The sequence below is a fragment of the Pseudoalteromonas sp. TAB23 genome (assembly GCF_000498075.1).
In the GTDB taxonomy this organism is placed as follows: domain Bacteria; phylum Pseudomonadota; class Gammaproteobacteria; order Enterobacterales; family Alteromonadaceae; genus Pseudoalteromonas; species Pseudoalteromonas arctica.
On sequence record NZ_AUTP01000168.1, the window covers coordinates 1 to 12793 of the forward strand.

The 12793-nt window shown below is 39.5% G+C and carries 6 protein-coding genes, 11 tRNA genes and 1 pseudogene; 8 read left to right on the plus strand and 10 right to left on the minus strand.

The window, feature by feature from the left end:
- The 4 genes from L654_RS0107415 to L654_RS0107430 form a co-directional block, all read right to left on the minus strand.
- Positions 1-76 (minus strand) — tRNA-Glu (locus L654_RS0107415).
- 93 nt (positions 77-169) lie between these two features.
- Positions 170-245, minus strand: a tRNA-Glu gene (locus tag L654_RS0107420).
- Between the two features lie 144 nt (positions 246-389).
- Positions 390-465: transfer RNA gene (locus L654_RS0107425), tRNA-Glu, on the minus strand.
- 37 nt (positions 466-502) lie between these two features.
- Positions 503-578 (minus strand) — tRNA-Ala (locus tag L654_RS0107430).
- A 1168-nt stretch (positions 579-1746) separates the two neighbouring features.
- On the opposite strand from L654_RS0107430, the gene L654_RS0107435 reads away from it, so the two are divergent.
- The 8 genes from L654_RS0107435 to L654_RS0107470 all read left to right on the plus strand — a co-directional run bounded on the left by L654_RS0107435 (position 1747) and on the right by L654_RS0107470 (position 4851).
- Positions 1747-1822, plus strand: a tRNA-Val gene (locus L654_RS0107435).
- A gap of 153 nt (positions 1823-1975) precedes the next feature.
- Positions 1976-2051 (plus strand) — tRNA-Val (locus tag L654_RS0107440).
- Between the two features lie 160 nt (positions 2052-2211).
- Positions 2212-2287 (plus strand) — tRNA-Val (locus L654_RS0107445).
- Positions 2288-2440: 153 nt separating this feature from the next.
- Positions 2441-2516 (plus strand) — tRNA-Val (locus L654_RS0107450).
- Between the two features lie 49 nt (positions 2517-2565).
- A tRNA-Val gene (locus tag L654_RS0107455) sits at positions 2566-2641 on the plus strand.
- A 32-nt stretch (positions 2642-2673) separates the two neighbouring features.
- Positions 2674-2749 (plus strand) — tRNA-Val (locus L654_RS0107460).
- A gap of 61 nt (positions 2750-2810) precedes the next feature.
- A tRNA-Val gene (locus L654_RS0107465) sits at positions 2811-2886 on the plus strand.
- Between the two features lie 318 nt (positions 2887-3204).
- Positions 3205-4851 carry a tetratricopeptide repeat-containing response regulator gene (locus L654_RS0107470; RefSeq protein WP_024591593.1) on the plus strand — a complete coding sequence of 549 codons (1647 nt, stop codon included), beginning with the start codon at positions 3205-3207 and terminating at the stop codon, positions 4849-4851.
- Positions 4852-4855: 4 nt separating this feature from the next.
- Here the strand turns inward: L654_RS0107470 and msrB are convergent, their stop codons facing one another.
- The 6 genes and pseudogenes from msrB to L654_RS0107500 all read right to left on the minus strand — a co-directional run bounded on the left by msrB (position 4856) and on the right by L654_RS0107500 (position 12762).
- Complete coding sequence (msrB, locus tag L654_RS0107475; protein WP_007584021.1) at positions 4856-5296, minus strand: peptide-methionine (R)-S-oxide reductase MsrB; 441 nt, start codon at positions 5294-5296, stop codon at positions 4856-4858.
- Positions 5297-5443: 147 nt separating this feature from the next.
- On the minus strand, positions 5444-5884 hold the full coding sequence (locus L654_RS0107480) for a hypothetical protein (protein ID WP_007584019.1): 441 nt from the start codon (positions 5882-5884) through the stop codon (positions 5444-5446).
- Between the two features lie 2 nt (positions 5885-5886).
- Positions 5887-6405, minus strand: a complete 519-nt coding sequence (locus L654_RS0107485) for a DUF2919 domain-containing protein (protein ID WP_024607692.1) — start codon at positions 6403-6405, stop codon at positions 5887-5889.
- A 10-nt stretch (positions 6406-6415) separates the two neighbouring features.
- Positions 6416-8438, minus strand: a pseudogene (ligA, locus tag L654_RS01000000125705) (NAD-dependent DNA ligase LigA).
- 80 nt (positions 8439-8518) lie between these two features.
- On the minus strand, positions 8519-9286 hold the full coding sequence (gene zipA / locus L654_RS0107495; protein WP_024607693.1) for a cell division protein ZipA: 768 nt from the start codon (positions 9284-9286) through the stop codon (positions 8519-8521).
- Positions 9287-9360: 74 nt separating this feature from the next.
- Positions 9361-12762, minus strand: coding sequence for an AAA family ATPase (locus L654_RS0107500; RefSeq protein ID WP_024607694.1), 3402 nt, complete (start codon positions 12760-12762; stop codon positions 9361-9363).
- Positions 12763-12793: the final 31 nt, after the last annotated feature.

Consider the following 12793-nt stretch of genomic DNA (forward strand, 5'->3'; position numbering starts at 1 on the left):
TGGCGTCCCCAAGGGGATTCGAACCCCTGTTACCGCCGTGAAAGGGCGGTGTCCTAGGCCTCTAGACGATGGGGACACATAAATGTGTCACTAGGACAACTGAATTTTTAAACTCGTTTCAGGCGAGCTTTCTTAATAACACTTCACTTCCCTATTAAAAATAAGTAAGTGGCGTCCCCAAGGGGATTCGAACCCCTGTTACCGCCGTGAAAGGGCGGTGTCCTAGGCCTCTAGACGATGGGGACACATAAATGTGTCACTAGGACAGTTGATAAGTTTAACTCACATCATGAGCTTTAAGGTAATTGCGTTTAATACAAGTAAAGACTCGAGCTTTAATTGTGACGCTATTTTCTCGGTAAAACCGCCTTTAACTAATAAAAGTTAAGTGGCGTCCCCAAGGGGATTCGAACCCCTGTTACCGCCGTGAAAGGGCGGTGTCCTAGGCCTCTAGACGATGGGGACACAGAAAACTGCTACCCTAGGACAAAACACTAATTTTTGGTGGAGCCATGCGGGATCGAACCGCAGACCTCTTCACTGCCAGCGAAGCGCTCTCCCAGCTGAGCTATGGCCCCAACTTAATCAATACCCGCCGTGACAAACACATCGTGTATCGCTTAGTGCGGGGCGCATTCTATGCACCACCCAAAATAAAGTCAACAGTTTTTTACCTAGCTTTATTTAAATGGTTTAATTTTCAACAAACTGGCTATCAAGCGTGCTAAAAAATACAATTTGAATAAGATTCTAGCCCTACTGCTTATAATAACATCACTATATCGCAGCGAATACTTAACAACACCCTACACCCCTATTTAATGCAACAAAATTGCATCAAAGCAAAGGTATACATTTATATGCAAATTGAACTTATCTAAAAACTACCAATTAAGGCCCCGCCAATCGCCTTAATCGTTTAAAAGTTACAATTGCTTATAATAACCAAAACTTAAATGTGGATTTGAGAGTGCCCACTGCCTTTACTTGCTTAATAACCAGCGTAACTCGTACTCAAAAACTCGATTATTGTTTGAAGAACATTTTTTAAAGAGCATTGTAGTTTCGTAATGCTATGTACAAAACTTCAGGGCGTGTTGATCTTTGGTGGGTGAATTTGCAGCAGTATGTTTGGTTTTTAGGCAAGGCAGAGCCTATGTAGTTTGGTTATTACCCATGAATAGGCGATAACGCCGCATAAAGTCCAAACATGCGCTGCCCTTTGGGTTCAATCCACAAAGGTCAACACGCACTAGTTATATGTGATCTATTTAGTCTTAATCCGAAGGCTATTAGTGAAGTATGAGTATTTACGATTTGGCTAGGTTGGCTTATAAAAATAAAGTAAGTACAAAAATAGAGTTTAGAATGCTGAAAATAGCATTTGTTTTGGGGAGTTTAGATTAAATTCATTTTTAAAGGACCGCTCTATTCACTAAATAACTCGCCCTAATATTAATCCATCTTGCTCATAATCATAAAAACGACTCCAGTAAAAAAACAATAAGTATCGTGAAGCTAAATTTAAGATTAATAAAATACAATTCCCTACTCACTTTTAGGAGCTTATTAGGTGCTTAATTGAACTGCAATATCAAATTTGATGATAAAATAGACTTCAACCATATCCTATTGTTTATAAAACCTTCATTCAGCACATTTTTATCATTCAAGTGTTGACACATTTTCAACTCTATCTATAATAGCGCCCCACAACAACGCAGCAATGCAATGTTGTTTAGATGTGGGTGATTAGCTCAGTTGGGAGAGCATCGCCCTTACAAGGCGAGGGTCACTGGTTCAAGTCCAGTATCACCCACCACTTTTTAATTAAAGTGTTCACATCTAAATTCTATATGGGTCCTAAGCTCAATTAGAAAATAGAGAGCATTACCGCTACTTACAAGTAACGGCGAAGTTCACTGGTTAAAGTCCAGTACTATTTATTTTAATAGTAGTGTTTTAATTTATATGTGGGTGATTAGCTCAGTTGGGAGAGCATCGCCCTTACAAGGCGAGGGTCACTGGTTCAAGTCCAGTATCACCCACCACATATAAAACCTATTATTATATAATAGTCGTGTTTTAAAATTGTAATATGGGTCGTTAGCTCAGTTACAAGAAAAGAGAGCATCACCACCTTTTATAAAAGATGGCGAAGTTCACTGGTTAAAGTCCAGTACTATCTATATAGGTAGTAGCATGTAATATGGGTCGTTAGCTCAGTTGGGAGAGCATCGCCCTTACAAGGCGAGGGTCACTGGTTCAAGTCCAGTACGACCCACCATTCTTAGAATGGTGCATATTACAAGAAAATCTAAATGGGTCGTTAGCTCAGTTAGAAAAAAGAGAACATTACCGCTATTTACAAGTAACGGCGAGGTTCACTGGTTAAAGTCCAGTACTATTTATTTCAATAGTAGCGTTTTAATTTATATGTGGGTGATTAGCTCAGTTGGGAGAGCATCGCCCTTACAAGGCGAGGGTCACTGGTTCAAGTCCAGTATCACCCACCACATATAAAGCCTATTATTATGTTAATAGTCGCGTTTTAAAATTTAATATGGGTCGTTAGCTCAGTTGGGAGAGCATCGCCCTTACAAGGCGAGGGTCACTGGTTCAAGTCCAGTACGACCCACCATTCCTAGAATGGTGCATATTAAAATGTAATTTGGGTGATTAGCTCAGTTGGGAGAGCATCGCCCTTACAAGGCGAGGGTCACTGGTTCAAGTCCAGTATCACCCACCAAATTACATCAAGCGGTTAATTGACAACAAAGAATTAAATAACAGGCATACCTATTATATGTGGGTGATTAGCTCAGTTGGGAGAGCATCGCCCTTACAAGGCGAGGGTCACTGGTTCAAGTCCAGTATCACCCACCACATATAAATACCATCAGACAACTTCCCTAGTAATAACTCTTTTCCCATATTAAATACGTTTAACTCCTCTTTTTACCTTAAATACATTTCATATTTTTATTAAAATCTAAATTTCCATATCAAAGCACTCATCAAATATAGCGTTTCCATTTTACTTATTTAGTTTTTAATTATGTTATTCGGCTCAGTACTTTCGTAGTTAGATAAACGTATTAGGCAAAGTTAAGTACCTAATAAATACAGCTATCATTTAAATTCCCTTGTAAGGAGTTAAACTGTTGATTATAGTCTGTGTTAAATACAATCACGCTTAAGCCAATGCCAACTAAGATCTATTCAAAAGCCAAAATACTTATAGTAGAGGAGCAGCCACTTGCTCAAAGCTATATGAAACAATCGTTAGAAAGGCTTGGCTTTCGGCAGTTGCGCTTTGCTGATCATGCAAATTCTGCAAAAGAGCAGTGTTTAAGTGAAGAATTTGATCTAATCGTTTGCTCATTCAACTTAAATAAACACCAAGATGGCTACCAGCTTTATGAAGAGCTACGTGTAAAGCAACTCATAAAAAGCTCGACTGGCTTTATTTTTATCTCAGCAGAAACAAGTGGCTCACTCGTTCATAGTGTTCTTGAGCTGCAACCTGATGACTTTTTAGTTAAACCTTTTACAGTACAAGAGCTTAAAATACGCATTGAACGAATCTTAAAGCGTAAACACGACTTACAAACAGTGTATTCATTAATTGATGATGGTAACGATTCAAAAGCTATTAAATTTATTGATACCGCTCTGGATAAAAAAAATAATAATTACAGCCCTATCCTACTTCGCTTAAAAGGTGATGCCTTACTTCGCTTAAAGCGCGCTCAAGATGCGAAAGACTTTTTTAAGTCTGTTCTCGACATTCAAAAATTTGCTTGGGCAAAAGTAGGCTTAGTAGAAGCACTTATAGCGAATAACGAACATATTTTGGCGCAGCGAATGCTCAAAACAATGTTAGAGCGCCAAGAAACTCGTTTAGTAGCCCTTGATTTGTTGGGCAGATTAGAAATAAAGCTAAATCAATTTGAGCTAGCACAAAGCTTTTTAAGCCAAGCTGCAGAAATTGCACCGCGAAATATCACACGCCAAAAATCGCTAAGTAATGTGTCGCTAATTAATCACGACTACGAAAAAAGCTATTTAACTCAAAAAGATATAGCCACCTTTGCAAAACACTCAATACACGACCACCCCGATGTATATTTGAATGCAGCACGTGCAGGTATCGACTTTGCGCTAACGACTGATCAAACCGATCAAATTCAACGAATTTCTAGGCAAACCAATCAGTACATTAATGATTTAAAAAAACAGTTTCCTAATAATACTAATCAAGCTCAAATTGATGTACTTAATGCACGACTCCATTACTTAAAAGACGAGCATCAAAAAGCTAAAAAGCTAATTGAACAACTTGATGATGACGATACTCATATCCGATCGGTTGATGGCGCACTTGATAAAGCAAAAGCATTTCATGAACTGGGGTTTCATCAAAAGGCGCAAACCTTATTCACACAAATAATTAGCCACTGTGAAAGACATCCCGCAGTTAGCGACACAACTTACTTGCGTTATATTCAGCAGCAACAAAGTGAGCGACGCGATATTAAAATGGGTCCAAAAGAGCTTAATAACCATGCCGTTAGTCAATTTAATAAAGGCCAATTAAATACTGCGTTGGAAGCTTTTACACAAGCGTTTAGAGTCATGCCTCGTAATCAAAGTATCGCACTTAATTTATTACAGTGCCTATTTGATTCAACTAAGCAATCTGGCAGCTCATTTAATATGGATCTTGCTAGAAGGTGCTACGCCCTTCTTGATAAAACTAAATTACAAGCAGATCAGACGCAGCGTTTAGATAAGATTTTGCACATAGCAAAAGAAATGAATTTAGATATTCAAAGCGCTAGTAAATAAAATATTAGAGCTTTTTCATTGATGCGGCATTAACGCAATAACGTAAACCCGTTGGTAATGGGCCATCTGGAAAAATATGACCTAAGTGCGAATCGCACACGTTACAAACCACCTCTATGCGCTCCATACCATGACTTGTATCGCTTACATAGCCAATCGCTTCAATTGTCGCAGGTTGCGTAAATGACGGCCAACCAGTACCACTATCAAACTTCTCATCAGCATCAAACAATAGATTATCACAACAAATACACACATACTTGCCAGGTTCGAGTAATGTACAACTACCCGAGCTACCTGGGCGCTCTGTTCCCTTTTTACGTGTTACGTAATATTCATCTTCTGATAGTTGCATCCGCCACTGCTCGTCAGTTTTGACTACTTTTTTACTTGGGGTAGGATTGCCATTGGTGGCAAAGTTAATAACATCATTCCACTTCAACATAATAGCCTCATTGAATAGTTGATTAGCTATACTTTATAAAGTCATAAAAAGTACGGCTAATTATTACGTTATTTAATACACTAAAGATCAGCTAAGGAGTGTTGACCGTTTAAGACTAAAACTCGTTCAATCTTAAAGGTAATTTTCTTAGCTAAAGGTAATATTTTGTTTTTCTGAGTCGGTAAGTATTCGTTTAATAAAACTATCTAGCTCTGCTTTTTTTACAGGTAAACTAACACTCATTTGGCGCTCGTTATTACTGTAAATTATTAGCTCATCATCCTTTGTCGTTATACGTTCAATACTCTCAATAACTAACCAATCTGGACCGTGCTTTTTATCAAAAAATCCCATCAAACTAAAAAGTAATAAGTGTTGGGCATCTCGCTGAATAAAATCCTCTAACCTGTTTCTTGATTTAAATAAAGGCGTTAACCTATAAACGCTTGAGCAAAAAACAAATACCCATAACCCAAATAACGCTTTAAACCACATAAACTCTAAAAGCTCAGTGCTAATCATTAAAATAATAAGCACAAAGCCTATTATCGATATAGCTATCGCTATTTTTTTATTTACGGCGTCCACAACTAATCCCTTTTAAGTCGCTTTTTTTCTTCTGGTGCCTTTTCTGTCGGCTCAGGCCAATCATTAAAGAAAACAGTTAAATAGCGGCTTTTCACCAAATACCATAATACCCATAAAACAATCATCATTTGTACTGCTAAAAATGATGAAAATCGATAATGGCTATGCGCTGCTTGAACACTTAACCATGTTAAATCAACAACTGCACATAAAATAAGAGGCCAGCGCATATGTCGCCATATTCTTGCTAACCTGTTGCTTGCACTGTGTGAATCTCGTGGTCTGCGTAAACAAAATAAAATAGTCGGTATTATTGCAATACTTCCAATCGTTATTGCGATAAAAAAATCATTTTTATTTTTAAAAAATAACGACATTAAATCTAGTTCAGGCCTGCGGCTTAAAGCCGCAATAACCCAAATAAAATAACTGCGTAATAACACAAGCACACTTAAATGAAATGCAATAGGCGTACGGTAACTTCCGTACTTATCCCAGTATTCTGGCCCATATCGGCTCATTGTCATTTTCCTAACCGTTATGCTTTATAAGCAACTCAATTAATTCATCTTCAGTTAGTATGTCTATGCCTAGGTCTTGTGCTTTTGTTAGTTTTGAACCTGCTTTTTCACCCGCCACTAACGCATCTGTTTTAGCCGATACGCTACCAGACACCTTGGCACCAAGTTGTTGTAATCGTGCTTTTGCATCATTGCGATTAAGTGTATTAAGCGTACCTGTAAGTACATATGTAAGCCCAGCGAGCGGCTGTTCTTCTTCAGAAGGTGCGCTCAACGCTGGCCAGTTTACACCTTGATCTATCAGCGCATTAACAACTGCTAAATTATGCTCTTCATCAAAAAAACCACGAACATGAGCAGCTACTATTTCGCCTACATCACTTACTTGCGTTAAACTATCAATGCTGGCATTTATTACATTTTCAAGGGTTAGAAAGTGATTAGCTAAATTTTGTGCTGTCGCCTCCCCGGCTTCTCGAATACCTAATGAATATAAAAACTTAGCAAGCGTAGTGCCTTTAGCCTCTTCAAGTGCTGTTACTAAGTTTTTAGCTGACTTAGGTCCCATACGTTCAAGTGACTCAAAATGCCCCTGTTTTAAAATAAACAAATCAGCAGGCGTTTTTATAAGTTCTCTATCGACTAACTGATCAACAATCTTATCGCCAAGACCATCTATATCCAGCGCTTTGCGCGAAGCAAAGTGCTTAATAGCTTGCTTACGCTGTGCAGGACATACAAGTCCACCCGTACAACGGGCTACAGCTTCGCCTTCAACCTTTTCAACATGAGAATCACAGATTGGGCAAGTCGTCGGGAATTCGATATCTCTGGCATCATCAGGTCTGCGTTCAAGTACAACTTGAGTTATTTGTGGGATTACGTCTCCAGCACGGCGAATAATAACTGTATCGCCTACTTTTACGCCTAAACGTGCAACTTCATCACTGTTATGAAGCGTTGCATTTGATACGGTAACGCCACCCACAAAAACAGGCTTCAAACGTGCAACAGGTGTAATGGCGCCAGTACGACCGACTTGAAAATCAACATCAAGTAGTTGGGTTATTTCCTCTTGCGCCGGAAACTTATACGCAATAGCCCAACGAGGAGCACGTGCCACAAAGCCTAAACGCTCTTGTAAGGTCTTTTTATTTATTTTTATTACTACGCCATCAATTTCATATTTAAGCTCACCACGGCGCGTTAAAATATCGCTGTAGTAATCGAGCGCGGCTTTTGGACCTTCAACTAATTTTGTTTCTGGGCACAAAGGTAGTCCCCAATCAGTCAGCTTTTCTAATTGCTGATAGTGATCCTCAGGAATGCTGCCATCAGCAACAAGCCCGGTGCTGTACGCATAAAACATGAGTGGGCGTTTAGCGGTAATTTTAGAGTCGAGTTGACGCAAACTCCCNCCCCGCCGCTGCATTACGCGGGTTAACAAATACTTTTTCACCGCGTTTTTCTGCCTCAGTATTCAATTTATCAAAGCCAGCGCTGTCCATAAATACTTCGCCGCGAACTTCAAGCTCTTGTGGGTAATCACCACGGAGCTTGAGCGGTACATTACGAATGGTTTTAACATTTTGAGTAATGTTTTCACCGGTAAAACCATCACCTCGAGTAGCCGCTTGTACAAGCACACCATCGCGATAAATAATTGATACAGCTAAACCATCAAGTTTTGGCTCACAACAAAAAGTAAGCTCATCAGTACTCATTAAACGCTCTTTTATACGGCGATTAAACGCAGTGAATTCTTCTTCACTAAAGGCGTTATCAAGTGAGAGCATGGGTACTTGGTGCGCTACTTGTTCAAATTTACTAAGTGCTGCACCGCCTACTTTTTGTGTAGGTGAGTCGGCGGTTAAAAATTCAGGATGCTCGGTTTCAAGTGCGCTTAGTTCGCGTAATAACCTATCGTATTCAGAATCAGGAATACTGGGGGTGTCGAGCACATAATAATTATAGTTGTGTTGCTCTAATGTAGTACGAAGATGATTAACTTGCTCACTAATGCTGCTAGACATTTAAACCTCAATAAACATAAAAAAAGCCACTTTGACGATTCACCGTCCAGTGGCTTATAAAAATATAATGTATGCGTTATTTACGCTGAAAAAGAACGAACCTGCTCAACATATTGTCTTACGCGATCTACTGTCATTTCATTTCGCTCAGCATCTAAAATTTGTGCACCAAATTCATCCGCTAACTTTTTAGCTGCGCTGTGCAACATATTAAATGCAGCTAGACCATCGCCGTCGCACGGTAACGTCATAAATAAGCTTACCCCAGCGGTACTAAACTGTTCCATATTATCAATATCAAACGTACCTGGGTTGTACATATTTACTAATCTAAATAAAACAGGGCCTTGACCAGCCGGATCTAAGTGGCGATTAAAAAAGCCTTCCTCAGAATATTTAAAACCTAAAGTGTTAACTGCCGGCAATAATTTACTGCCCTGCATACTAAGCTCTTCTGGCATATGAATATGTACAATAACAAAGTCAGACATTTGGGCAGATGCTTCTTCAGCGCTTTGCTCTTTTGCTTCTAGGTCATCAACTATTTCTAGGTCATCTTCAATCGGCACTTCTGGCACGCTTGTATCTATTTGCGGCTCATTTGCATCAAAGTTAAGCTCACCAAACTGTGGCTCATCACGTTCGTTTTGCATTGGCTCTTTTGGTTCAGCCTCAGTACGAAACGGTTTAGATGAAGCTGATGCGCTTTCTTGTAATGGTTCAACCCGCTCGTTATCAGATACTTCTGGGCGGTCTTTTTTTCTCACAGACCACAATCCATGTATTAATAAACCACCAATGACAACTACACTGATAATGATTAAAACCCATCTTAATTGTTCGGCCATCCCCTCACCTTTTATTATTTGATATGCCTAAAACCTGTATATTAATTAAAAAATAATACACTTGTTATAAAAATTTATGCATGTGCAAGTTGCACAGCCTGCTCTATATCTACAGCAACCATACGCGATACGCCAGGTTCTGCCATAGTAACACCTGTTAATCTACCAGCCATTTCCATCGCAATTTTATTATGACTAATATAAATAAACTGCACTGATTGTGACATTTCTTCAACCAAACGGCAAAAACGCACAACGTTGGCATCATCTAATGGTGCATCTACTTCGTCCAGCATACAGAAAGGAGCTGGATTGAGCCTGAATATAGAAAACACTAATGATAATGCGGTCAGCGCTTTTTCTCCACCACTTAACAAATGAATTGTTGAATTTTTCTTACCCGGTGGTCGTGCCATTATACTAACACCACTTTCGAGTAAATCGTCACTGGTTAATTCTAAATACGCACTACCACCACCAAAAACTTTAGGAAATAGCTCTGCAAAGTCTTCGTTAACTTGATCGAACGTCGCTTTAAAGCGTGTTTTGGTCTCACTATCAATTTTACGAATTGCACCTTCAAGGGTACTTAACGCTTTTGTTAAATCATCTAATTGACTATCAAGATAATCACTACGAGCTTTAGCTAAATCAAACTCTTCTATTGCCGCTAAGTTTACTGCACCTAATTTATCTAACTGATTAGTAAACCCGGTTAACTGATTTTGCGCTGCACTTAAATTCAATGAATCAGGTAATTCATCAAGTATTGCTTTTAAGCTTTGCTTTAGCTCTTCTAATGGTTCGAGCGCAACTTGCGCTTTTATTAGTAAGCTTTGCTCTTCAATTGTTAGCTTTTGATGCTGCTCTTGCAAGCCCACCAGCTCACCTTGTGAGTTTTTAAGACTTGCTTGCTTGGTGTTTAAACTTTCTTTAGCGTGAGATAATTCTTTTTGTAGCACTACCAGTGCCTGCTCGCCTTTTTGATGCTGCGATAAAAACTGCGTTATTTTATCGCTAAGCTCTTGCTCTGGTATAAGCAGCTCTTCTATTTCATTGAGTAGTTCTTGCGCACCTTCAGATGCACTAACGTGCTCCTGCTCTGCATGGCTCAATTTGGTTTGGCTTAACTGCCATTCACTGCGTGCCTTTTGCTCTGAGAGCGTTGCCTTATGCGCTTGCGTTTTATATTGCTCAAGCATGCTTAATGCTTCGCTATAACTTTTATCACTTTGTGAGCGCAGGCTATTTGCAGCGTCTACCTCATCCGCTAAGTTAAGTTGCTGCTCATTTAACACTTCCAATTGCTCTGTTTGCTCATCAAGCACGTTATTTAATTGCAAAAGCGCAGTGGTTAATTGCTGTTTTTGTTGCTGTAGCTTTTCTAGTTGAAGCTTAAAGTGCGCTACTTGCTGTTTGAGCATATCGCTGCGTGTACCGGCTACTGCTATATTTTGCGCAAGCTCATGTATGGCTTCTTTTAGCTCGCTTTGCTCATTAATTAACTTTACTTGCTCGGCTGTATGTTCATCACGAGTGTGTGTTACTTGTTTTAGCTCATCCTCGGCATTGCTTAACTGCTGAGCTTTATCCTGCAATTGCTTATGTTTTAAAAGTAATGAGTTTTCAGCATTTCTATCGGCACTTACATGCCAGTTACGACCATATAAAGCGCCGTTTTTATCCATAACGGCTGTATAATAAGCATCTTTTAACAGCGTTAGATCACCGCTCTCGCTATAAGCAATGCGCGTTAAATGATCTGGGTACACGCCGCTTGTTATGAATGCCGCTAAGCTATTTTCAGCAATGTGCTTACCACTAATTGGCCACACACTATTATCAGCTTGCTGTTCACTTACATTTAAGTGCTCTAGCGATTTAAGTGCTTGCTCTATTAAGGGCTCAAAGCCTTCTTTAACACTTAGCTGATTAAACAAACCATTAGTACTTTCACTTTCTTCATCAAACCCTAATGTACTTTTAAGCCCCGTTATACTCGCTTTTAACTCATTTATTGTTTGAGTAAGCGTCGAATATTGCTTTTGTGAGTTATTAACACGCTCATTTTGCACTTCAAGCTGAGCACTGCACTGCGTGTGCGCTGTTTGTTTAGCGGCAAGTTCTTGGGTTAATGTTTGTGTTTGCTGTGTTTGCTGCGTTAATTGTTGTTCTACATCGCTACTTTGTAAGTCAGTAAGCTGCGCATTTAACTGATCAATTTGCTCGTTAACGTGGCTTATTTGCTGCTGAGTTTGTTTAATGTGACTGCTATGCAGTTGCGCATTATTATTAAGTTGCTGCTGTTGCTCACACAAAGTTTGCCAGTGTGTATTGTGGCGCTGCTTCTGCGCTAATAATTCCTCAAGCTCATGCGTTAACTTCCTAACTTGCTCTTCGCACATTAACGCGTTTTCACTTGCCTCTTGCAGGGTTTCATTTAGTTGCTCGCACAGAATTTGCTGCTGCGTTTTAACTTCAGTGCTATGGGTTTGGCGTTGCTGTAATTTAATTAAATTTTGTTTAAGCGTTTGAGTTTGTTGCTTTACATTTATTTGCTGTTGCTCAGCGCGGGTAAGCTCGGTGTGTATTACATGTTGCTGATGCTGTGCATCGCTTAGTTTATCTTGCTGAGCTTGTACTTGCCCTTCTAAGCTTGCAAGTACATCGTCATGCCCTGAGTTAGCGGTTTTAAAAAAAGAAATTTGATCGTTCAGCTTTTTAATTAGAGTACTTTTTTCAAGTTGCTGCTGATGTAACTTTTGCCATTTTAAAACCGCAATTTGCCCTTTTAGCGTTCGCTCTTGCGCTTTTAACTCTCGGTATTTTTTTGCATCAACCGACTGCACAGCCAATTTATCTAATTGGCTTTGCAGCTCTTTACGCACATCTAACAAACGCTCAAGGTTTTCGCGGGTGCTTTTAATGCGTGTTTGTGTTTCACGGCGGCGCTCTTTGTACTTAGAAACGCCAGCGGCTTCTTCTAAAAATACGCGTAATTCTTGTGGTTTACTTTCTATTAAACGCGAGATCATCCCTTGCTCAATAATTGCGTAACTACGCGGACCAAGACCTGTACCTAAAAATATATCGGTAATATCACGCTTACGGCATTTACTGCCATTTAAAAAGTACAGCGATAGCCCGTCGCGCGTTACTAAGCGTTTAATGGCAATTTGGTTTCTGTCGGCAAATGTGTTTGAAGGACTACCTTTATCGTTATCAAAAACAAGCTCTACAGAAGCTTGTGATATGGCTTTACGATTAGTTGAGCCATTAAAAATAACGTCGGTCATGGCATCGCCACGCAGGTTTTTAGCAGAGCTTTCACCTAGCACCCATCGTACTGCATCAATAACGTTAGATTTGCCACAGCCATTAGGGCCTACAACACACGTCATTTGATCAGGAAATGGAATTTTAGTGGGCTCTACAAACGATTTAAAGCCCGCTAATTTAATAGTGCTTAAGCGCATCTTATTGTTATTACCAATTTATTATTGTTAT

Excerpts from the sequence above, each read along its gene's own strand:
- L654_RS0107470 (WP_024591593.1), top strand. The coding sequence starts at position 3,205 with ATGCCAACTAAGATCTATTCAAAAGCCAAAATACTTATAGTAGAGGAG.
- msrB (WP_007584021.1), bottom strand. The coding sequence starts at position 5,296 with ATGTTGAAGTGGAATGATGTTATTAACTTTGCCACCAATGGCAATCCT.
- L654_RS0107485 (WP_024607692.1), bottom strand. The coding sequence starts at position 6,405 with ATGAGCCGATATGGGCCAGAATACTGGGATAAGTACGGAAGTTACCGT.
- zipA (WP_024607693.1), bottom strand. The coding sequence starts at position 9,286 with ATGGCCGAACAATTAAGATGGGTTTTAATCATTATCAGTGTAGTTGTC.
- L654_RS0107500 (WP_024607694.1), bottom strand. The coding sequence starts at position 12,762 with ATGCGCTTAAGCACTATTAAATTAGCGGGCTTTAAATCGTTTGTAGAG.